Origin of the sequence: Chelonobacter oris (assembly GCF_000772535.1) — a bacterium.
In the GTDB taxonomy this organism is placed as follows: Bacteria; Pseudomonadota; Gammaproteobacteria; order Enterobacterales; family Pasteurellaceae; genus Chelonobacter; species Chelonobacter oris.
The window spans coordinates 204,369-225,794 of record NZ_JSUM01000014.1 but is presented as its reverse complement, the minus strand read 5'-3'; the positions used below and the strand labels follow the sequence as shown (position 1 = coordinate 225,794).

The following is a 21,426-nucleotide window of genomic DNA, read 5'->3' as shown; positions in this document are numbered from 1 at the left end:
ATTTTGAGAGAGAAGTTTTCGGTGAAGATCGTAAAATTAATATTTAGTACTTTATTAACCTTGACAATTTTGGGCTGTGTGGTAGTGGCTGTTGCTTATTTCCATATCAAGTCCGGTTTGCCGGAGGTCAACACGTTGCGCACGGTCGAGTTGCAGCAACCCATGCAGATTTATACGGCAGACGGCAAATTAATCGGGGAGGTGGGAGAGCAGCGCCGTATTCCGGTGGCATTGGATCAGATTCCGCAAAAGCTGAAAGAGGCGGTGCTGGCAACGGAGGACAGCCGTTTCTATACTCATTACGGGTTGGATCCGATCGGCATTGCGCGGGCGCTGAAAGTGGCGCTGAGCGACGGGGGCGCTTCACAAGGAGCCAGTACCATCACTCAGCAGTTGGCGCGTAATTTTTTCCTGACGCCGGAAAAAACCTTGATCAGAAAGATACGGGAAGCGATTTTGGCAATTGAAATTGAGAAAAACCTGAGCAAAGATGAAATCTTAGCACTCTATTTGAACAAAATTTATCTGGGATACCGTTCTTATGGCGTGGCGGCGGCAGCGAAAACTTATTTCGGCAAAGATCTCAATCAGTTAAGCCTGAGCGAAATGGCGATGATCGCCGGTTTGCCGAAAGCGCCTTCTACCATGAATCCGCTGTATTCGTTGCAGCGCGCGACTGAGCGCCGTAATGTGGTGTTGGGCAGAATGCTGGATGAAAATTATATCACGCGCGAGGAATACGAGCAGGCACGCAATGAACCGTTGGTTGCCAGTTATCACGGCAGCCAGCTCGATTTCCACGCCGATTATGTGACCGAAATGGTGCGGCAGGAAATGGTGAAATTGTATGGTGAAGAAAATGCCTACACCAAAGGTTATAAAGTGTATACCACCGTTGATTCCGAAGATCAGCGTAATGCGCAAATCGCTGTGCGCAACAATCTGATTAATTATGATATGCGCCACGGCTATCGTGGCGGCGCACCATTATGGAAGAGCGGTGAAACCGCATGGGAACAGGATAGAATCATCGGTTTTCTGAAAAAAATACCCAATTCGGAGCCGTTGGTTGCCGCCGCGGTTATTGCGACGGATCGCAATGGCGCAGAGCTGTTGCTGGCGTCCGGCGAAAAAATGGCATTGCCGCTTTCCGCCATGAAATGGGCAGGGGCGACGGCATCGAATTTAAGGATCAAAGTCGGGGAACAGATTTGGATTCGCCAAAACAGTAAGCAGGAATGGATATTGGGGCAGTTGCCGCGTGCCAATTCGGCATTGGTCTCCCTAAACAGCGATAATGGAGCAATTGAGGCGATTGTCGGCGGTTTCAGTTTCGGTCAGAGTAAATTTAACCGTGCGACACAATCGATGGTGCAAGTCGGTTCTTCGATTAAACCGTTTATCTATGCCGCGGCGATGGATAAAGGACTAAGCTTGGCGACGATTTTGAATGACAGCCCGATTACCATTCGTATTCCGGGGCAAAAACCGTGGTCGCCCAAAAACTCGCCGAACCGTTACGACGGGCAGTTGCGTTTGCGTCAAGGATTGGCGCAGTCGAAAAACGTGATGATGGTGCGTGCGGTGCAAATGGTGGGAATCGGCTATGTGGCGGATTTCTTGCCGCGTTTTGGTTTCAAACGTGATCAATATCAGGCAACGGAAGCGTTGGCACTGGGGGCGGCATCATTTACTCCGCTGGAAATGGCGCGCGGTTATGCGGTGTTTGATAACGGCGGCTTTTTGATTGATCCGTATATCATCGAGAAAATTTTGGATAACGAAGGTAAGGAAATTTATGTTGCCAACCCGAAGGTGGCGTGTTTCAGCTGCCATGATATTCCGGTGATTTACGGCGAACAGCAAAAACTGGATCTGTTGGATCAGGTACAGGAAAATCTGCAAACCGATACGGCATTGCAAGGCGGAGAATCTGCGGCGGATGGCGATCCGGATCAACAGCCGGAAACCGTACCGGATATTCCCGAACTGCAAATTGCCAATAGTCAGTTGGAAAACGGGCCGCAATTACTGGCGCAATCACGTATGCAAAGCCAGACACCGCAAATCGCGCCGCGAGTTATTAGCGGCGAATTGGCCTTTTTAATTCGTAGCGCTTTGCAATCAGGCATTTACGGCGAGCAGGGCAGCGGCTGGAGAGGAACCGGTTGGCGCATGGCTAATGAGATCAAACGTGGCGATACCGGCGGAAAAACCGGCACCACCAACAATTCGAAAGTGGCATGGTATGCCGGATTCGGTGCGAATTTCGCAACAGCGGTTTATGTCGGTTTTGACGACAATAAATATGAATTGGGACGGGGGGAAGCGGGCGCAAGCACCGCCATGCCGGCATGGCAGCAATATATGAAAAAAGCGTTGGAAAACAAACCGGAACGTGCAGATCCGCTGCCGCCCGGAATCATTGAAAAGCGTATCGACAAATCCAGCGGCTTGCTCACCGGCGGCGGTGGTCGAATCGAATATTTTATCAAAGGCACTGAACCGACACGCCGCTATATCCGTGAGCAGGGTTACCAAATCATGGTCAATCCCGGCGACGGCAGCGGTCCGAGAGTGGAAGAACTGTTTTAATCGGGATCAAAGTGCGGTTGGCAAAGTATCCAACCGCACTTGGTCGTTTTTCAGCAACAAAAATGCCCACAATCGTGGGCATTTTTCTGTCGCTACGGTGATTATGAACGCTTCATAATCTCGAAAAACTCTTCATTGGTTTTTGCCATTAAGAGTTTATCGATAAGGAATTCCATCGCCTCGATTTCACCCATCGGATGAACGATTTTGCGCAGAATCCACATTTTTTGTAACTCTTCCGGTGTAGTGATAAGCTCTTCTTTACGTGTGCCGGAACGGTTAAAGTCGATGGCCGGGAAGACACGTTTTTCTGCAATCTTACGTGACAGATGCAATTCCATGTTACCGGTTCCTTTAAACTCCTCGTAGATCACTTCGTCCATTTTCGAGCCGGTATCGACAAGTGCGGTGGCGATAATGGTCAAGCTGCCGCCTTCTTCAACGTTACGAGCCGCCCCGAAGAAACGTTTCGGACGGTGCAGGGCGTTGGCATCGACACCACCGGACAACACTTTGCCGGAAGCCGGGGTAACGGTGTTGTAGGCGCGCGCCAAGCGGGTGATTGAGTCCAGCAGAATTACCACGTCTTTTTTGTGCTCGACCAAACGTTTGGCTTTTTCGATTACCATTTCAGCAACTTGTACGTGGCGTGCCGCAGGCTCGTCAAAGGTGGAGGCAACTACTTCGCCTTTCACCAAACGCTGCATTTCGGTCACTTCTTCCGGACGTTCGTCGATCAACAGAACGATAAGAATACATTCCGGATAGTTATAGGTGATACTTTGTGCGATATTTTGCAGCAACATGGTTTTACCGGCTTTCGGCGGCGCTACGATCAAGCCGCGCTGACCTTTGCCGATCGGCGCTGCCAGATCCAGAATACGTGCGGTCAGATCTTCAGTGGAGCCGTTGCCGCGTTCCATTTTCATGCGTGAATTGGCGTGTAACGGCGTCAGGTTTTCAAACAGGATTTTATTGCGTGAGATTTCAGGACGGTCGGCATTGACTTCTTTGATTTTTAAGAGGGCGAAATAACGCTCGCCCTCTTTCGGTGGTCTGATTTTGCCTTCGATCATATCGCCTGTGCGCAGGTTGAAGCGGCGGATTTGGCTTGGCGAGACGTAAATATCGTCGGGACCGGCCAAATAGGAACTGTCCGCAGAGCGCAAAAAGCCGAAGCCGTCTTGCAAAATTTCCAGTACACCTTCGCCGAAGATGTCTTCCCCGCTTTTGGAGTGCTGTTTTAAAATTGAAAATATAATGTCTTGTTTGCGTAGACGGGCTAAATTTTCTAAACCCATTTGTTCTTCGCCGATGCGCACAAGTTCGGAGATTGGTGTGTTTTTTAATTCTGTAAGATTCATAATAAGAAGAAAATTAAGTTAGATTAGTTAGAAATTAGATTAATGGTAAGTGAGTGTCGTCACTGAAAGTATGACATAGACTTTTTGAGTGGCGATAAAATTACCACTAAAAGCGGAAACTGTCCAGTTAGAATTCGGATTAATGTTATTTTTATGCCGGTCGACGGCGAAAACCGGCTAAAAACAGTAAAAGGATTGAAAATTTGGCTGAGAAGACGATTTGTTTTCATGCTAAAGTGCGGTTCGTGCTATCCTTAGGAGATTTTAGTGATGGGAATGAGCTATGTTCATTCCGTTAATTCCAAACCCTTTATAATTAGAGTTGCCATGCAAACAGAAAATATGCAGACCAATAAACATTTAAGCAAAGTGCGGTTTAGTGATTTCGCACTGAATCCCCAAGTGCTGACCGCACTTCATGACAGCGGCTTTGAATACTGCACTCCGATTCAGGCGCTAACGCTGCCGTTGACTTTAGCCGGACGCGATGTGGCCGGGCAGGCACAAACCGGCACCGGGAAAACCATGGCGTTTTTGATCGCCGCTTTCCATCAATTGTTGAGTCAACAACACGAAGACGGGCAGTATCAAAAAAATCGGCCGCGTGCATTGATTTTGGCGCCGACCCGTGAATTGGCGGTGCAAATCGATAACGATGCGGAAAAATTGGCGGCACGTACCGGCCTGAAAACCGCACTTGCCTATGGCGGTGACGGATACGATAAGCAATTAAAGGCGATTGAACAGGGCGTTGATATTTTGATCGGCACGACCGGTCGGGTTATCGATTATGTCAAACAGGGCATTATTCAGCTGGATAATATTCAGGTAGTGGTACTGGACGAAGCGGATCGAATGTTCGATCTCGGTTTTATTCGTGATATTCGCTATTTAATGAGAAAATGTCCGCCGGTAGAGCAACGGCTGACGCTGCTGTTTTCGGCAACGCTTTCTTTTCGTGTGCGCGAGTTGGCATTTGAAGACATGAATAACGCCGAATATGTGGAAGTTGAGCCGTTACAAAAAACCGGACACCGCATTACGGAAGAACTGTTCTATCCGTCCAATCAGGATAAAATGCGCTTGCTGCAAACGTTATTGGAAGAAGAGTGGCCGGAGCGCTGTATTATTTTTGCCAATACCAAACACCGGTGTGAGGACATTTGGGGGCATCTGGCGGCAGACGGTCATCGTGTCGGCTTGTTGACCGGCGATGTGGCGCAGAAAAAACGTTTGGCGCTGTTGGACAAATTTACCCGTGGGGAATTGGATATTCTGGTCGCTACGGATGTGGCCGCACGCGGCTTACACATTCCGGCGGTAACTCATGTGTTTAACTACGATTTACCGGACGATTGCGAAGACTATGTGCACCGGATTGGGCGAACCGGCCGTGCCGGTGAAAGCGGAAAATCCGTCAGTTTTGCCTGTGAAGCTTATGCGATGAATTTACCGGCGATAGAAGAATATATCGATCACACCATTCCCGTCAGCCAGTATGATGCCGATGCCCTGTTACAGGATTTGCCGAGACCGTTCCGGTTGCGCCGCAGCACTGTCGGCAGCCGAACGAATCAAAAGCGTGGCGGAGGTAATAGCAACAATCGGCGTCCGAGACCAAGAAGTTAGTGGTTTTCCGTCACTGAGACGCCATGAGCCGCATATGGCATTGGGGGTTTTTACCAAGTGTGCTAGAATTTGTGGCTTTCATCTTTCTAAACAATGAAATTATGAGGAAACTTTTGCAAAATTCATTAGTCAAAGCAGTCATTGAGGTGCTCGATGATTTAAAAGCCGGCGACATTTCGATTTTTGATGTGCGCGGCAATAACGGTATTACCGATAATATGGTTATCTGTACCGGAACATCAAGCCGTCATGTCGGTGCGATCGCCCGAAATTTGGCGGACAGCTGTAAAGAAAAAGGCATTGAATCGTTCGGTTCGGAAGGCATTGAAACCGCCGATTGGGTGGTGGTGGATTTCGGACAGGTGATTGTACATGTGATGCAGCAGGAAAGCCGTGATTTGTACCAACTGGAAAAGCTCTGGGGCTAGGCGGAATGAAAATTCAGCTGATTGCGGTCGGAACGAAAATGCCGGCTTGGGTAAATGCCGGATTTGAGGAGTATCAGCGCCGTTTTCCGAAAGATATGCCGTTTGAGCTGGTGGAAATTGCCGCCGGTAAGCGCGGTAAAAACGCAGATATTAAGCGGATTTTGGAAAAAGAGGGCGAGCAGATGTTGGCGGCTTGCGGGAAGAACAGCATGGTTGTAACGCTGGATATTCCGGGTAAACCGTGGACGACATCGCAATTGGCACAACAGTTGGACAGCTGGAAACGGGACGGGCGTGATGTCTGCCTGTTGATCGGCGGGCCGGAAGGATTATCACCGCAGTGTAAGCAGGCGGCAGAACGCAGTTGGTCGCTTTCGCCGTTGACATTGCCGCATCTGTTGGTGCGGGTTGTGGTGGCGGAAAGCCTGTATCGGGCATGGAGTTTAAGCGCCAATCACCCCTATCATCGCGAGTAGCGGATAAAAAACAGACAAAAAATGATTCGACATGGCAAAAGAGATTATTCGGGACAATAAAGCGGAACAGAACCTGTTTTTAAGACGGGTGCTGGTAGCGTTTATCGGTGTTTTGCTGCTGTTGTCGGTGCTGTTGTTGAACAATTATAATCTGCAAGTGCGGGATTATGATAATTATCAGACCCGTTCTAACGGCAACCGGATCAAACTGCTGCCGGTTGCGCCGACACGAGGGCTGATTTATGACCGCAATAATCGGGTGTTGGCAGAGAATTTGACTTTTTTCGGTTTATATATTGTGCCGGAAAAAACCGAAAACTTGCAGCAAACTTACGATGAACTGCGGCAAATCGTCGGCTTGAGTGATGAGGATATCGAGGCTTTTACCAAAGAGCGGCGCCGTAATTCACGCTATACGCCGATTTTATTGAAATCGGATTTGACCGAAGAGCAGATAGCGCGTTTTTCGGTTAATCAGCACCTCTTTCCCAGCTTGGAAATTCGTCCGTATTTTAAACGGCATTATCCCTATGGCGAAGATTTAACGCATATTTTGGGCTATGTGGCGAAGATTAACGATAAAGATGTCGAGCGGCTGAAGGAAGAAGACAAATTGGCGAACTATGCGGGAACCGGCGATATCGGTAAGCTGGGCATTGAGCGTTATTATGAAGAGCAGTTGCACGGCGAGGTGGGGTTTGAAGAAGTTGAAGTCAATAACCGCGGTAAAGTGATCCGTACGTTACGCCAGCAGCCGGCAGTGTCGGGGAAAAGCATCAAACTGACGATTGATCTGACATTGCAGCGTTATATCCGACAGTTACTGGACGGACGGCGTGGGGCGGTGGTTGTGCTCGACCCGCGCGACAACAGTATTCTGGCGATGGTTTCCAGCCCGAGTTATGACAATAATCTGTTTGTCGGCGGTATTTCATCCGCCAATTATAATGCGCTGTTAAATAATCCTGAGCGCCCGTTATACAGTAGAACAACGCAAGGCGCATTTCCGCCTGCCTCCACCGTGAAACCGTTTATTGCGGTTGCAGCCCTGCAAGACGGAATCATTACCACTAACAGTACGATTTATGATCCGGGGTACTGGGTGCTACCGGGAACGGATCGGCGTTATCGAGACTGGTTGAGAAGCGGTCACGGGCGTTTGAATTTAAACAAGGCGATTATGGAGTCGGCAGATACCTATTTTTATCAGCTGATTTACGATATGGGAATTAACCGTTTTTCCGACTGGATGAAACGTTTTGGCTTCGGAATGCCGACGGGAGTCGATATTCGTGAGGAAACCAGCGGTGTGATGCCGACTCGGGAGTGGAAACAGCAGCGCTATAAAAAACCGTGGGTTATCGGTGATACCATTCCGGTCGGTATCGGGCAGGGATATTGGACTGCAACGCCGTTACAGTTGACGAAAGCATTGAGTGTGCTGATTAATAATGGTCGGGTCGACACACCGCACTTTATGCAGGAAGTGATCGGTAATGAAACGCAACCGTACCAAGATCCGAAATTGTACGACGACATCAGCGGTGTGCCGCAAGCTTACTGGAATGCGGCCAAAGCAGGGATGTACAGTGTGTTGTACGGCAACACCGGAACCGCTAAAAAAGCCTTTAGTAATATGTCGTATCTGGCGGCGGGCAAATCAGGAACGGCGCAAGTTTTCGGATTGAAAGAGAATCAGAAGTATGACGCATCGAATCTGGCGTCGCATTTACATGATCATGCTTGGTTTATTGCGTATGCCCCTTATAACAACCCGACTATTGCCTTATCGGTATTTTTAGAGAATGCCGGCGGCGGCTCCAGTCAGGCGGCGCCGATAGCGCGTTCAATCATGGATTATTATTTATTGAATATGGGAAATTTGCAGCAAAGTGCGGTCGCCGATAATCTGAAGCAGACGGATAAGGTCGTACGATGAAAGAAGAAAAAAATATTTTCAGCAGCTTGTGGCAGCGTTTCCATTTGGACTTCTTGCTGCTGATCGGCTTGGCTGCAATCACGGCGTGTGGATTGGCAGTGTTGTACAGTGCTTCCGGCGGCAGTGAAACCATGTTTAGAAGCCGTTTGCTTCAAATCTCGCTCGGTTTTGGCGTTATGCTGGTAATGGCGCAGTTTCCGCTGCGTTTTTATGAAAAAATTGCGCCTTATCTTTATATTGCGGGTGTCGTTTTACTGGTTTTGGTAGATTTAATCGGTACGACTAGCAAAGGCGCCCAGCGTTGGTTGGATTTGGGGCTGTTCCGTTTTCAGCCGTCGGAGATTGTCAAGCTGTCGGTGCCGCTGATGGTTGCGGCTTATTTAGGTAAGCAAAAATTGCCGCCGACATTGGCGAATACATTGATAGCACTGGGGTTAATCTTTGTGCCGACGGTTTTGGTGGCGATTCAGCCCGACTTAGGCACATCGATTTTAGTTAGCGCCTCCGGCATATTTGTTGTATTCTTAGCCGGAATGAGTTGGCGACTGATTGCGGTGGCAGTAGTAGGATTGGCCGGATTTATCCCGATCATGTGGTATTTTTTAATGCATGATTACCAACGTACCCGAGTAATGACCTTACTTGATCCGGAGTCGGATCCGCTTGGTGCGGGCTATCATATTATTCAGTCGAAGATTGCGATCGGCTCGGGCGGGATGTTCGGCAAAGGCTGGATGCAGGGTACGCAGTCACAATTGGAATTTTTGCCGGAACCGCATACGGATTTTATCTTTTCGGTTCTGAGCGAGGAACACGGAATGGTCGGGGTGCTGATCCTACTGGCCGTTTATATATTTATTATCATTCGAGGATTGATAATTGCTGCCAAGGCGCAAACGGCGTCGGGCAGGATTTTGGCAGGTGCAATCACCTTAATCTTTTTTGTATATATTTTCGTTAATATCGGAATGGTAAGCGGAATTTTGCCGGTGGTCGGCGTTCCTTTACCGCTAGTGAGTTACGGCGGGACATCGTTTGTCACGTTAATGGCCGGCTTCGGACTGATTATGTCGGTTTACAGCCATAAACGGCGCCTGACGCATTTTAGATAAACACAATTTTAACGTGAAAATAGGAAATTTTTTATGACATTTTTAAAATCAACCGTTTATGGCTGTTTAATGATGTTTGCTCTAACCGTCGGCGTGGCGCAGGCGGCAACGTCTACCCAAAATCTGTTTGGTGTGAACGGTCCGAAGAAATTGTCCTCAACAGTGGGGACGGGCAACAGCAAAACTTACACGGTCAAAGGCAAAACCTATCAAACCCTGAATCGGGAAAAAGCGAAAGAGTATGCCATGACGGGAACAGCGAGTTTTTACGCCAGCAAATTTCACGGACGTAAAACCTCGAGCGGTGAAATTTATAATGAAAATTTGATGACGGCGGCACATAAACGTTTGCCGATTCCGTCATATGTGCTGGTTACCAATATCAAAAACGGGCGTCAGGTTGTGGTTCGCATCAACGATCGCGGGCCGTTTGTCGGCGATCGTAAAATCGATTTGTCAAAAGCGGCGGCTAAAGAACTCGGAATGTTGGGTAAAGGAACGGCAAAAGTCAAAATGGAAGTCGTCCATGTGGATAAAAACGGTAAAATTAGCGGGCCGGGCGGTGAAAAATTAGTCCGACTGGCGAAAAATAAAACGTTACCGCTGCCGAAAGATAAAGATAATGAAAAATCGGGACTACAACTTGCGGCAGCAAAACCGGCTAAAAAATCAGGTGCTGCGGAAGCTCAAAATATGACGGATTCGGTGACGGCAAGCAGCGGACATAAATCGTTGTCAAAAACTGCGGATAACCTGTCCTATGAGCTGCAAAGTGTCAATCTGGACAGTGATCTCCAAGCGAAAGCGCTGATCGCACAGTTGTCGATGAAAAACGTCAACAGTGAAATTATTAAGGAAGGCGCTAATTTTAAAGTCAAATTCGGCCCGATCAATTCGCGTGAAAAAGTCAACCAACTGAAAACCGAATTGGTACAAAACGGTCAACACGATAATATTTTATATTCTTACAACGCTCAATAATGAAAGGATTTTGTTTGCTATGTTTTATGGACGTAAATTGAAAACAACCTTGCTGGCAACGGCGCTACTGACATCAATCCCGACTTTTGCCGACGATGCCATTGTGTTTAATGTTGCGCCGCCGCAGTTAAACGCACAGACTTATATCCTGATGGATTATCACACCGGCGCTGTGTTGGCGGCAAAAGATCCGGATCAGCGACAAGCGCCTGCCAGCCTGACTAAAATCATGACCAGTTATGTGGTCGGTGATGCGATTAAGCAGGGCAAGATCCATAATGACGACATGGTCACGGTCAGTGAAAACGCATGGGGCAAAAATTTTCCGGGTTCGTCAAAAATGTTCCTGAATGTCAACCAGCAAGTCAGCGTGAATGATTTGAATCACGGTATTATTATTGCATCGGGCAATGATGCCTGTGTAGCGATTGCCGAGCACATTGCCGGCACTGAAAAAAACTTTATCGATATTATGAATCAGTATGTGCAGAAATTCGGCTTGAAAAATACGCATTTTGCGACTGTTCACGGATTGGATGCTGAAAATCAATACTCTTCCGCCAGAGATATGGCGATCATGGCTTCGCATATGATTCGTGATTTGCCGGAAGAATACGCCATTCATGCGCAAAAAGAGTTTACCTTTAATAAAATCAAACAGCAAAACCGTAATGGTCTGTTGTGGGATAAAACCTTGAAAGTCGACGGAGTGAAAACTGGTCATACCGATCAAGCCGGCTACAACTTGGTTTCTTCGGCGGTTGACGGCGATACTCGCTTTGTTACCGTGGTGATGGGCGTACCGACGATTAAGGGGCGTGAAGTCGAAACGAAAAAACTGTTGCAGTGGGGCTTTAATCATTTCGAAACCTTGAAACCGTTACAGGCCGGCACGGTCGTGTCCGAACAGAGTATCTATTACGGCAAGGAAAACAAAGTCAAGCTGGGGACCATTGAAGACGGTTATATCACGATTCCGAAAGGAAAAATGACGGAGCTGAAAGCGCGTTACGAATTGGCAGGAAAATACCTTGAAGCGCCGTTACAAAAAGGATCGGTGGTCGGGCAAGTGATTTATCAGCTGGACGGTAAAGACGTGGCGAAAATTAATCTGCAAGTGCTGGAACCGGTCGAAGAGGCCGGCTTCTTCGGCAAAATTATCGACTGGATTATTTTAACGGTAAAAAGCCTGTTCAGCTAAGTTGGGTACAAGCCTTGAATTCGAGCGGAGAAATCGCCATATTCACATAACAATCAATCCCTGCTTTGCAGGGATTTTTAATTCGTTTATTGAGGAAAAGAGGAAAAATATGCAAAAAACCAAATTACACGAACTGCTGGAGTTCCCTTGTGATTTTCCGTATAAAGTAATGGGGCTGGCACAGCCTGAATTGCAGGATAAAGTGCTTGCCGTAGTGCAAAAGCACATTCCGGGCGATTATGTCCCGACAATCAAGCCGAGCAGTAAGGGAAACTACCACTCCGTTTCGATTACGGTAAGAGCGGATAATGTCGAGCAGATCGAAACCCTGTATAAAGAATTGGCGGAAATTGATATTGTCAGAATGGTATTATAGCAAAATGACTGCCAAAGTGCGGTAGCAACAATGTAAAAGAGGAGTGCGTCATGCAACTTGCCGAACGGCTGATTGTACGTCGATTGGGGCTGAAACCTTATCAAACGGTATGGCGGCAAATGCAACAGTTTACCGATAATCGCACCGAGGAGACTGTCGATGAAATCTGGCTGGTGCAGCACCTGCCGGTGTTTACCCAAGGGCAGGCGGGAAAAGCGGAGCATTTGCTGCAACATTCTGCGATTCCGGTGGTACAGTCGGATCGCGGCGGGCAGATTACCTATCATGCACCCGGGCAACAAGTGATGTATGTGTTGCTGGACATCAAGCGTAAAAAAGCGCAGGACAACCACGATTTCAGTGTCCGCCATCTGGTATCGGCATTGGAAAATTGCGTGATTGAAACACTAGCCGATTATGGCATTAAAGCCTGTGCCAAAGCCGATGCGCCGGGGGTTTATGTCGACGGACGAAAAATCTGTTCTCTGGGGCTGCGTATTCGGCGCGGCTGCTCTTTTCATGGCTTGGCATTGAACATCAATATGGATTTAACGCCGTTCCATTATATTAATCCGTGCGGTTATGCCGGGCTGGAAATGTGCCAGCTGAGCGAATTAATCGGCGATCAGGCTTTACTTTGCGAACAGGTTGCTCCACAATTACTGCAACATTTTATTAACGTAATGGATTATCGGCAGATCCGATATTCGGACACTCTTTCCGACCATTAAAATAAATCGAGTATAGCAATGGGTAAACCTTTTAAAATGGAGCGTGGCGTGAAATATCGCGATGCGGCCAAAACATCAATTATTCCGGTCAAAAACATCAATCCCGATCAAGAGCTGCTGCCGAAACCTGCTTGGATGAAGATAAAATTGCCTGCCAGTAGTGCGAAAATCGAAGGAATCAAAAATGCAATGCGCAAGCATGGGTTGCATTCGGTCTGTGAAGAAGCGTCTTGCCCGAATCTGGCGGAATGTTTCAATCACGGTACCGCAACCTTTATGATCTTAGGCGCGATTTGTACCCGTCGTTGTCCGTTCTGTGACGTTGCGCACGGCAAGCCGCTGCCGCCGGATCAGGACGAACCGAGAAAGCTGGCCATGACCATCCGTGATATGAAGCTGCGCTATGTAGTAATCACTTCAGTCGATCGTGATGATTTACGGGACGGGGGGGCGGCACATTTTGGCGAGTGTGTCAAAGCGATTCGCGAGTTGAATCCGGCGATTAAGATTGAAATTTTAGTGCCTGACTTTCGAGGTAAGATTGATGTCGCCTTAGATATTTTGGCTAAAAATCCGCCGGATGTGTTCAATCATAATCTGGAGAATATTCCTCGCCTGTATAAAGAGATCCGCCCGGGTGCCGATTATCAGTGGTCGTTGCGTTTGTTGCGCGAGTTTAAGGCATTGTTTCCGCACATTCCGACTAAATCCGGTTTAATGGTCGGCTTAGGAGAAACCAACAGTGAAATTTTGGCGGTGATGCAGGATTTACGCAATAACGGCGTTACTATGCTGACCTTGGGGCAATATTTGCAGCCGAGCCGCCACCATTTACCGGTGGATCGCTATGTTTCGCCGACGGAATTTGACGAAATGAAACAGAAGGCCGTTGCTATGGGCTTCGAACATGCCGCTTGCGGCCCGTTTGTACGTTCGTCATACCATGCGGATTTACAGGCGCAGGGCATGGAAGTCAAATAATCCTTACTTATTGATAGCATTAATAATAACTAACCGCACTTGCTGTTTTTTTAGGCTGAAAGTGCGGTTTTTTTATGCATGGCGAGTACTCATTTAGAGGTATTTTGTTTGATAAGTTTGATCAAAAACAAATATCACGAATATATCTATGCAAAATATAAGGGTATTTGCTAATTTAACTTCGAAGAACTTTAACCGATTATTGCAATGTTAGCATTCGGACAGACGGCTGACACGGCATTTTAACTCTAATTCTTGTGGGAAAGTCTCTACGGAGGAAATTATCGTGAATATGGCAAAACAAAAACTGACCTCGCTTTTAGGCACTGTTGCTTTAATCGGCGGCGGTTGGTTTGCTGCACAAAATGTCATGGCGGAAGAACAAAAAGCCGAAGCCAATCCAAATGTTGTTATTCAGTCAAACAATCAGCAATTTGCAGAAAAATATCCGCTGCAATTTAACGGTTGGAAAGCCACTTCCGAATCCGATGAAATCGTATCGGCGTTGGAAGAAGATCCCCGTATGGTTGTTTTGTGGGGCGGTTACTTGTTTTCTCACGATTATAATAAGCCGCGCGGTCATTTTTATGCGATCAAAGATGTACGGGAAATTTTGCGTACCGGCGCACCGACCGGACCGAATGACGGACCGCAGCCGATGGCGTGTTGGACGTGTAAAGGGCCAGATGTACCGCGTTTGATTGCCGAATGGGGGGAAGACGGTTATTTCAGCGGAAAATGGGCGAAAGGCGGGGCTGAAGTTGTCAATTCCATCGGCTGTGCCGACTGTCACGATACCACGTCTGCCGACTTTGCCGAAGGCAAACCGGCATTGCGAATTGCTCGTCCGCATGTGCTGCGCGCATTAGACAAAATCGGCGAACCGTTTGCCAATTTGGATAAAACCGATCAACGGGCTGCGGTTTGTGCCAACTGCCACGTGGAATACTATTTTGCAGGCGATACCAAGGCGGTGACCTTCCCTTGGGATAAAGGCACCACGGTAGATCAAATCGAAACCTATTATGATGAAATCGGTTTCCACGACTGGATTCATTCTCTGTCCAAAGCGCCGATGCTGAAGGCGCAGCACCCTGATTTTGAAATCTGGTCTGCCGGTATGCACGGCAAAAACGGGGTAACTTGTATTGACTGCCACATGCCGAAAACACAAACGGCCGACGGCAAAGTCTTTACCGATCATAAAATCGGCAATCCGTTCGATGCGTTTGAAAATACCTGTGCCAACTGCCACGATCAAAGCAAAGAAAAATTGCAGGGCATTGTGGCATCGCGTAAGCATGAAGTGAAAGATGTGATGGTCCGCTTGGAAGATCAGTTGGTGCAAGCGCATTTTGAAGCGAAAGCGGCATGGGATGCGGGCGCAAGCGAAGATGAAATGAAATCCGCATTACAGGATATTCGTCATGCCCAATGGCGCTGGGATTATGCCGCCGCCAGTCACGGCGGTTATATGCACGCACCGGACGTGATGTTGCGCGTGTTGGGAACCGGTATCGACAAAGCGGGGGATGCTCGGGTTAAACTGGCGCGTGTACTGAGCGCCCACCATGTCGGCCAGCCTGTCGTTATACCTGACATTTCAACCAAAGAAAAAGCGCAGGCAGTGATGGGGATTGATTATGAAAAAGAGAAAAAAGCAAAAGACGAATTTTTGAAAACCCTCGTACCTCAATGGGATAAAGAAGCCAAAGAGAAAGGCTTGATTAGTGAATAATGGCGAAGCGTACCGCACTTTTATAGGCTAAAGTGCGGTAGCGACCCGAATAACCATTTAATATTGAGGAAGAGATAATGAGGGCAAATATTCTGTTAAAGGCTGTCGGAATGATAGCCGTTTTAGGTGCGGCTTTGTTGGCGACAACGGGTTCGGCGGCAGATGTCGGCGCACAAATGAGCAATGAATTGACGTATCAGCCGTCGCTCGACAATCAACGTGATCCGAATAAATATTGCGCACAGTGCCATAAATTTAATGACGAACAGTTTCACGGCGTCCATTTGAGCAAGAGCAATCCGTCAACCGGCAAACCGATAAACTGTGTCAGTTGTCACGGCAATATTTCCGAAGATCACCGGCGTGGAGTGAAAGATGTGATGCGTTTCCACGGTGATATTTTTGACGGCAAAACGCCGATGTACAGTGTGCGGGAGCAAAATCAGGTCTGTTTTTCTTGTCATCAGCCGGAAAAATTGCGTGAAAGCTTATGGGCGCATGATGTGCACGCCATGAAACTACCGTGTGCCAGCTGTCATACTTTGCATCCGAAAACCGATCCGATGCAGGATATTCCGCATAAAGATCAAGTAAAATTGTGCGTTGACTGCCACGGTAAACAACAAGCGTTATTAGATGAAAAGACTAACCGGAAATCTGTTATTCAGAATAAGGATCCCAAATGAGTTGCTCTCGCCGAAACTTTGTTTCCGGCATCGGGGCAGGAGCGCTTATCCTGATGACCGGAAAACCCGCACAAAGTCTGGCTCAGACTTTGACGATTAACGATGTACGTTACGGTATGCTGCACGACGAAAAACGTTGTATCGGCTGTACCGCGTGCATGGACGCCTGTCGTGAAGTCAACCGTGTACCCGAAGGCGTTTCACGTCTGGAAATTATCCGCGGAGAACCGCAAGGGGAGTTTCCCGACGTAACCTATGAATTTTACCGCCACTCTTGCCAGCATTGCAGTAATGCGCCTTGCGTACACGTCTGTCCGACCGGCGCGTCGTTTATTGATATGTCCAGCGGCATTGTCGATGTGAAAGCCGATCTGTGCATCGGCTGTCAGTATTGCATTGCCGTTTGTCCGTATCGGGTGCGCTTTATCCATCCGGAAACCAAAGCCGCCGACAAATGCAATTTCTGCCGTGATACCAATTTAGCGAAAGGACGTTTGCCCGCCTGTGTTGAAGCCTGTCCGACCAAGGCACTGACATTCGGCGATTTGGACGATCCGAACAGTGAGATTTCCCGTCAAATTCGAGAAAAACAGGTATATCAAACCAAAGTCGAACTGGGTACCAAACCGAATTTATATCATGTACCGGCTAAAGCAGGGGAGATCAGACGATGAACGATCCATTCCACTTCCCGTCACTTGTATGGGATGAAATCATTGCGATTTATCTTTTCCTGTTAGGCATTTCTGCCGGTGCTACGCTGTTGGCGGTGCTGTTGAAACGCAGCCGAATTGTCGCAGACGGTGATGCCGACCGTAACAATATTATTCGCAGTGCGGCGATTATTGCGCCTGTCAGCCTGATTGTCGGCTTGACGATTTTGATTTTCCATTTGACCAAACCGTGGACATTTTGGCTGTTGATGTTTAATTATCAACCGCACTCGGTGATGTCGATGGGGGTGATGCTGTTTCAAATCTATATGCTGTTCCTGTTTTTATGGCTGGCTATTGTGTTTAAGCATTTGCTTGCCGATTGGATCGAACGCTATGTACCGGCGTTGGGTTTCGTGACGAAAATCATTAACGGCGTTGAAAAATGGAGTAATCCGATTGAGCTGATTTTGATTTTATTGTCCGTTTTGCTGGGCGCTTATACCGGCTTCCTGCTATCGGCGCTGATCAGCTACCCGATGCTGAATAATCCGGTATTGCCGATTTTATTTCTGGCATCCGGCACTTCGTCGGGGATTGCCGCGCTGTTGCTGGCGGCGGTGTGGGGCTGCCGCGAGTCGACGCATTCCGCTTCCGTCGGTTTCTTGCATAAGGTTGAAACGCCGGTGGTTTTGATTGAGCTTTTCCTGTTATTTGCCTTCTTTGTCGGGCTTTATTTCGGCGGCGGGCAAAAAACGGTTGCGATGGTAACTGCAATCGGCGGCGGGTTTTGGGCTTGGGTCTTTTGGATAGGCGTGGTGTCAATCGGTTTACTGTTGCCTTTATTGCTGAGTGCCGTCGGTAGTGAAATGCTTAAACACCGTAAAGGATTTATTGTCTTTACCGCACTTTGCACCCTGTTCGGGGTATTTTGTCTGCGCTTTTTTATCCTCTACACCGGACAAATGACGCTGGCATGACAAATTGTCGGAACGGCGGGATGTTGTCGGCTTCATCCCGCTTTTTTATTGATTGAGTGAAAACCAAATTATGCTTCCTGAAATCGGCTATTTGGCGTTAATTTGCAGTGGCGTGACCGCACTTTTGCTGTTGCTGCCGCCGTTTTTTGCGAAAAAAAATGCGATATTGCCGCTCGGTTGGTTGTCGTTATTATTATTCCTGTTTGCGTTATCTGCGATCGGCATCTTGGCATATAGCTTCGCACAAGATGATTTTTCGGTACTGTATGTTGCCGCCCATTCAAATAGCGAATTGCCGTTGTTGTTTAAATTGGCGGCGACGTGGGGCGGACACGAAGGATCCATGCTGTTTTGGTTGGTAACACTTTCACTGTGGACGCTGTTGTTCGCCTATTTCGGCCGTACACCGGATCCGCTGTTTAAGGCTAAGGTGGTGGCGGTTTTGGCGCTGCTCTATACCGCACTTTGCCTGTATACCCTGATCTTATCCGATCCGTTTGAACGCCTGTTTCCGGCGCCGTTTCAGGGGCGTGATCTCAATCCGATGTTGCAGGATATCGCCTTGGTTTTTCATCCGCCGTTGCTGTATCTGGGCTATGTCGGATTTGCGCTGAATTTCGCCTTATCCATTGTCGCCTTGTTGAGCAAAACCGAGAGTAAACGGTTTGCCGCTGACAGCCGCAGTTGGGCATTGCTCAGTTGGGGCTGGCTGAGCGGCGGGATTTTGCTCGGTGCATGGTGGGCGTATTATGAATTGGGCTGGGGGGGCTGGTGGTTTTGGGATCCGGTGGAAAATGCATCATTAATTCCTTGGTTGCTCGGATTAGGCTTGATTCACAGTTTAATCGCAACCGAACGGCAAGGGTTATACCCGTATTGGAGCCTGCTGTTGTCGCTGTTGACCTTCTCCGCTTCACTGTTGGGGACATTTATCGTTCGCTCCGGCGTGATTACCTCGGTACACGCCTTTTCCATCGATCCGTCACGGGGGTATGCGCTGTTACTGATGTTTGTTGTGTTTAGTGCGACAGGCTTGGCGGTGTTTGCGCTGAATGCCAAAACCGAACAGGCACGCGTGCAGTGGCGTTGGTTCTCACCGCAAAGCGGCTTATTGCTGTTGAATGTGCTCACGGCAGTTGCCGCCTTCAGCGTTCTACTCGGAACGTTTTATCCGTTATTGTTCGCAGCGTTTGGTTTCGGCTCGATTTCTGTCGGCGCGCCGTATTTCAATACGGTGTTTATTCCGTTGGTGTTGCTGTGTTTATTGACAATGCTGTTTCGGCTAAACGGACGCAAACCGTATTTATTCGGTTTGGCTGCCGCCTTGCTGTGTACGCTCGGGCTTATCGGTTGGAATATTCGGCTGGATCCGTTGAAACAATGGCAGTTCTTGCCGTTTTTATTCACTTTATTGGCATGTTGGCTCTTGTTCAGTTTGGTGCGCTATGTGGTGCGAGCCTATCGTCGGCAGCATTTGCAAACCGCACTTGCGATGGTGTTGGGGCACGGCGGATTGGCGTTGGTCGTGACGGCAACAATGATGAGCGGGTATTATTCGTCTGATTTGGGCATTAAAATGACAAAGGGCGAAAGCGCACAACTGCACGGCTACCGCTTTGATTTTGTCGACAGCGAATACCGCCTTGCCGCCAACTATACCACCGAAACCGCACTGCTGACGGTAACGGCAAACGATAAACGCTTTGCACTGTATCCGGAAAAACGTTTTTATGATATTCGCAACGGCATGATGAGCGAAGTAGCGATCAAACCGGGATTACTCGGCGATTTGTATGTGGTGTTGGGCGATAAATCCCCCGAACAGCAGTATGCTTTCGGTTTTCACTACAAACCGTTGATCCAATGGCTATGGGGCGGCGGTATCTTAATGGTATTGGCGGCATTTTCTGCCGTCGTACTGCGTTATCGAGCCGGGAAGGAAAATGCATGAAAACCCGTTTAAAACTGTTTTTGCCGCTGTTGGGGCTGTTTGCCTTAGCGTTGATGCTGTTTATCGGCCTACAGCGTGATCCGTCGCAATTGGCGTTGGTACAGCAGGGCAAACCGCTGCCTGAATTCCGCCTGCCCGATTTGTTGCAGCCGACACGGCAGATCGATAACCGCACTTTGCCCTCACAAGCGTTTCTGTTGAATGTTTGGGGCAGCTGGTGTCCGAGTTGTCTGGTCGAGCACCCCTTTTTAATGCGGTTGAAGCGGCAGGGTTTTCTGATTTACGGCTTGAACTATCGTGATAATCCGCAAGCCGCACGACAAATGCTGCTTGAAAAGGGAAACCCTTTCGTCGAAGTGTTGCATGATCAGCAAGGCGGGTTGGCGTTGGCGTTGGGCGTTTACGGCGCGCCTGAAACCTATTTGATTGACGGCAACGGCGTTATCCGTTTCCGCTATGCCGGCGAGTTGAACCAACAGGTGTGGCAACGGCAGTTTGTGCCGTTGTTCGAACAGTTAGGGCAAAAGGAGAAATAAGCATGCGGCGTTATTTCGGTATGTTGCTGTGGCTGGCGCTCAGCGTGCTGTTTCCGTTTGAAATGTTACAGGCCGACATTGTCGATACTTACCGCTTCCAATCGCCGGAAACCCGTGCCAGAGCGGTCAATTTGGCAAAATCATTGCGCTGTCCTCAATGCCAAAATCAAAATTTGGTCGAATCCAATTCACCGATAGCCTACGATTTACGGCTTGAAGTCTACAAAATGGCGGACGAGGGCAAAAGCGATCAGCTGATTATTGAGCGAATGACTGCCCGATTCGGTGATTTTGTGCGTTATGACCCGCCGTTTAAAGCGACAACCTTATTATTGTGGGGTGCGCCTTTCGCTTTGTTGCTGTTGGCGTTTTTGTTGTTGTGGCGCAATGCCGGCAGAGATAAGTCCGATATTGCGCCGCAGGCGGCAAACGCACTTGCCAAACCTTGCGGAGTGAAGCGAAAAAACACCGTTCAGACGAGGTGGTTTGGCCGTACTTTGCCGGCGGGGGGATTGTGTTTGGCGATAGTTTCAAGTGCGGTATTGATTTACTGCCTGACGCCGCGTTATGCCGTTTTTCAGCAAGGGGCGGCAATGCCGCAAACAGTGGTGCAAAGCGGGGAGGAACAGCGCCGTCAGCATCGGCAGGCGTTGCAAAATGCGTTGACTGTCGATCATAATCATGGTGAAAACTGGTATCTGTTAGGCTTAACTTACTTGCAGGACGAGCAATATACCAATGCGTTGGAATCGTTTTCCCGCGCCGAATATTTGCTCGGTGCCGACAGTGAATTACTGGCGGCGGCGGCAACCGCACTTTATTATCAATCGAATAACAAACTGACTGACAAGGCAAAAGCCTGGCTTGATTTGTCGCTGCAACAAAATCCGAATCAGCTGCGAGCCTTGTCGTTACTGGCGGCAGATGCCTTCTCTCGAGGGGATTATCCACAGGCGGGTCGTTATTGGCGGCAGCTGCTGGACAGTAACCATCATGATTTGGATCGCCGTAATCTGATTCAGAACTTGCAAGCGGCGGAGATGTTAGGGGGTATGCAGTGAGCGCTGGG

Annotated in this window: 19 protein-coding genes; 18 read left to right on the top strand and 1 reads right to left on the bottom strand. The window is 48.6% G+C overall.

Features of this window, described 5'->3' with window-relative positions; translation table 11 throughout:
• Nucleotides 1-21: 21 nt before the first annotated feature.
• Nucleotides 22-2,595 (top strand): penicillin-binding protein 1A, encoded by a 2,574-nt coding sequence (locus tag OA57_RS09765; protein ID WP_034616987.1) that lies wholly within the window; start codon nucleotides 22-24, stop codon nucleotides 2,593-2,595.
• A 101-nt stretch (nucleotides 2,596-2,696) separates the two neighbouring features.
• Here OA57_RS09765 and rho read toward each other — a convergent pair whose 3' ends face one another.
• On the bottom strand, nucleotides 2,697-3,959 hold the full coding sequence (gene rho, locus OA57_RS09760) for a transcription termination factor Rho (RefSeq protein WP_034616984.1): 1,263 nt from the start codon (nucleotides 3,957-3,959) through the stop codon (nucleotides 2,697-2,699).
• 342 nt (nucleotides 3,960-4,301) lie between these two features.
• Between rho and rhlB the strand changes: the two genes are divergently transcribed.
• From rhlB to nrfF, 17 genes are all read left to right on the top strand, one after another.
• Nucleotides 4,302-5,588, top strand: a complete 1,287-nt coding sequence (gene rhlB / locus OA57_RS09755) for an ATP-dependent RNA helicase RhlB (RefSeq protein ID WP_052122471.1) — start codon at nucleotides 4,302-4,304, stop codon at nucleotides 5,586-5,588.
• 101 nt (nucleotides 5,589-5,689) lie between these two features.
• A complete protein-coding gene (gene rsfS, locus OA57_RS09750; protein WP_034616981.1) occupies nucleotides 5,690-6,016 on the top strand; it encodes a ribosome silencing factor in 327 nt (108 codons plus the stop codon).
• 5 nt (nucleotides 6,017-6,021) lie between these two features.
• Nucleotides 6,022-6,492 (top strand): 23S rRNA (pseudouridine(1915)-N(3))-methyltransferase RlmH, encoded by a 471-nt coding sequence (gene rlmH, locus OA57_RS09745; RefSeq protein ID WP_034616979.1) that lies wholly within the window; start codon nucleotides 6,022-6,024, stop codon nucleotides 6,490-6,492.
• A gap of 31 nt (nucleotides 6,493-6,523) precedes the next feature.
• On the top strand, nucleotides 6,524-8,431 hold the full coding sequence (gene mrdA / locus OA57_RS09740) for a penicillin-binding protein 2 (RefSeq protein WP_034616977.1): 1,908 nt from the start codon (nucleotides 6,524-6,526) through the stop codon (nucleotides 8,429-8,431).
• Nucleotides 8,428-9,543, top strand: a complete 1,116-nt coding sequence (rodA, locus tag OA57_RS09735) for a rod shape-determining protein RodA (protein WP_034616975.1) — start codon at nucleotides 8,428-8,430, stop codon at nucleotides 9,541-9,543. The genes mrdA and rodA overlap by 4 nt, the downstream gene beginning before the upstream one ends.
• Nucleotides 9,544-9,576: 33 nt before the next feature.
• Nucleotides 9,577-10,524 (top strand): septal ring lytic transglycosylase RlpA family protein, encoded by a 948-nt coding sequence (locus OA57_RS09730; protein ID WP_034616972.1) that lies wholly within the window; start codon nucleotides 9,577-9,579, stop codon nucleotides 10,522-10,524.
• A gap of 19 nt (nucleotides 10,525-10,543) precedes the next feature.
• Nucleotides 10,544-11,725: a D-alanyl-D-alanine carboxypeptidase family protein gene (locus OA57_RS09725; RefSeq protein WP_034616969.1), complete on the top strand. Its 1,182-nt coding sequence runs from the start codon at nucleotides 10,544-10,546 to the stop codon at nucleotides 11,723-11,725.
• A gap of 109 nt (nucleotides 11,726-11,834) precedes the next feature.
• The gene (ybeD, locus tag OA57_RS09720; protein ID WP_034616967.1) at nucleotides 11,835-12,101 is read left to right on the top strand and encodes a DUF493 family protein YbeD; all 267 of its coding nucleotides are present in this window, start codon (nucleotides 11,835-11,837) and stop codon (nucleotides 12,099-12,101) included.
• 50 nt (nucleotides 12,102-12,151) lie between these two features.
• The gene (lipB, locus tag OA57_RS09715) at nucleotides 12,152-12,832 is read left to right on the top strand and encodes a lipoyl(octanoyl) transferase LipB (protein ID WP_034616965.1); all 681 of its coding nucleotides are present in this window, start codon (nucleotides 12,152-12,154) and stop codon (nucleotides 12,830-12,832) included.
• 18 nt (nucleotides 12,833-12,850) lie between these two features.
• Nucleotides 12,851-13,813: a lipoyl synthase gene (lipA, locus tag OA57_RS09710; protein ID WP_034616963.1), complete on the top strand. Its 963-nt coding sequence runs from the start codon at nucleotides 12,851-12,853 to the stop codon at nucleotides 13,811-13,813.
• 292 nt (nucleotides 13,814-14,105) lie between these two features.
• On the top strand, nucleotides 14,106-15,551 hold the full coding sequence (nrfA, locus tag OA57_RS09705; RefSeq protein ID WP_034617185.1) for an ammonia-forming nitrite reductase cytochrome c552 subunit: 1,446 nt from the start codon (nucleotides 14,106-14,108) through the stop codon (nucleotides 15,549-15,551).
• A gap of 77 nt (nucleotides 15,552-15,628) precedes the next feature.
• Entirely contained in the window at nucleotides 15,629-16,237 is a 609-nt protein-coding gene (nrfB, locus tag OA57_RS09700) for a cytochrome c nitrite reductase pentaheme subunit (protein WP_034616961.1), read from the top strand.
• A complete protein-coding gene (gene nrfC / locus OA57_RS09695) occupies nucleotides 16,234-16,911 on the top strand; it encodes a cytochrome c nitrite reductase Fe-S protein (protein ID WP_034616959.1) in 678 nt (225 codons plus the stop codon). The genes nrfB and nrfC overlap by 4 nt, the downstream gene beginning before the upstream one ends.
• Nucleotides 16,908-17,870: a cytochrome c nitrite reductase subunit NrfD gene (gene nrfD, locus OA57_RS09690; RefSeq protein ID WP_034616957.1), complete on the top strand. Its 963-nt coding sequence runs from the start codon at nucleotides 16,908-16,910 to the stop codon at nucleotides 17,868-17,870. Before nrfC ends, nrfD begins: the two co-directional genes overlap by 4 nt.
• A 70-nt stretch (nucleotides 17,871-17,940) precedes the next feature.
• Nucleotides 17,941-19,821 (top strand): heme lyase CcmF/NrfE family subunit, encoded by a 1,881-nt coding sequence (locus tag OA57_RS09685; RefSeq protein ID WP_034617183.1) that lies wholly within the window; start codon nucleotides 17,941-17,943, stop codon nucleotides 19,819-19,821.
• A complete protein-coding gene (locus OA57_RS09680) occupies nucleotides 19,818-20,357 on the top strand; it encodes a DsbE family thiol:disulfide interchange protein (protein WP_034616954.1) in 540 nt (179 codons plus the stop codon). The genes OA57_RS09685 and OA57_RS09680 overlap by 4 nt, the downstream gene beginning before the upstream one ends.
• 2 nt (nucleotides 20,358-20,359) lie before the next feature.
• Nucleotides 20,360-21,418, top strand: coding sequence for a heme lyase NrfEFG subunit NrfF (gene nrfF, locus OA57_RS09675; RefSeq protein WP_052122462.1), 1,059 nt, complete (start codon nucleotides 20,360-20,362; stop codon nucleotides 21,416-21,418).
• The last annotated feature ends 8 nt before the right edge of the window (nucleotides 21,419-21,426 follow it).

Excerpts from the sequence above, each read along its gene's own strand:
- rsfS (WP_034616981.1), top strand. The coding sequence starts at position 5,690 with ATGAGGAAACTTTTGCAAAATTCATTAGTCAAAGCAGTCATTGAGGTG.
- nrfD (WP_034616957.1), top strand. The coding sequence starts at position 16,908 with ATGAACGATCCATTCCACTTCCCGTCACTTGTATGGGATGAAATCATT.
- rodA (WP_034616975.1), top strand. The coding sequence starts at position 8,428 with ATGAAAGAAGAAAAAAATATTTTCAGCAGCTTGTGGCAGCGTTTCCAT.
- rhlB (WP_052122471.1), top strand. The coding sequence starts at position 4,302 with ATGCAGACCAATAAACATTTAAGCAAAGTGCGGTTTAGTGATTTCGCA.
- nrfF (WP_052122462.1), top strand. The coding sequence starts at position 20,360 with ATGCGGCGTTATTTCGGTATGTTGCTGTGGCTGGCGCTCAGCGTGCTG.
- OA57_RS09685 (WP_034617183.1), top strand. The coding sequence starts at position 17,941 with ATGCTTCCTGAAATCGGCTATTTGGCGTTAATTTGCAGTGGCGTGACC.
- ybeD (WP_034616967.1), top strand. The coding sequence starts at position 11,835 with ATGCAAAAAACCAAATTACACGAACTGCTGGAGTTCCCTTGTGATTTT.
- OA57_RS09725 (WP_034616969.1), top strand. The coding sequence starts at position 10,544 with ATGTTTTATGGACGTAAATTGAAAACAACCTTGCTGGCAACGGCGCTA.
- nrfC (WP_034616959.1), top strand. The coding sequence starts at position 16,234 with ATGAGTTGCTCTCGCCGAAACTTTGTTTCCGGCATCGGGGCAGGAGCG.
- lipB (WP_034616965.1), top strand. The coding sequence starts at position 12,152 with ATGCAACTTGCCGAACGGCTGATTGTACGTCGATTGGGGCTGAAACCT.
- rho (WP_034616984.1), bottom strand. The coding sequence starts at position 3,959 with ATGAATCTTACAGAATTAAAAAACACACCAATCTCCGAACTTGTGCGC.
- lipA (WP_034616963.1), top strand. The coding sequence starts at position 12,851 with ATGGGTAAACCTTTTAAAATGGAGCGTGGCGTGAAATATCGCGATGCG.
- mrdA (WP_034616977.1), top strand. The coding sequence starts at position 6,524 with ATGGCAAAAGAGATTATTCGGGACAATAAAGCGGAACAGAACCTGTTT.
- OA57_RS09730 (WP_034616972.1), top strand. The coding sequence starts at position 9,577 with ATGACATTTTTAAAATCAACCGTTTATGGCTGTTTAATGATGTTTGCT.
- nrfB (WP_034616961.1), top strand. The coding sequence starts at position 15,629 with ATGAGGGCAAATATTCTGTTAAAGGCTGTCGGAATGATAGCCGTTTTA.
- rlmH (WP_034616979.1), top strand. The coding sequence starts at position 6,022 with ATGAAAATTCAGCTGATTGCGGTCGGAACGAAAATGCCGGCTTGGGTA.
- OA57_RS09680 (WP_034616954.1), top strand. The coding sequence starts at position 19,818 with ATGAAAACCCGTTTAAAACTGTTTTTGCCGCTGTTGGGGCTGTTTGCC.
- nrfA (WP_034617185.1), top strand. The coding sequence starts at position 14,106 with ATGGCAAAACAAAAACTGACCTCGCTTTTAGGCACTGTTGCTTTAATC.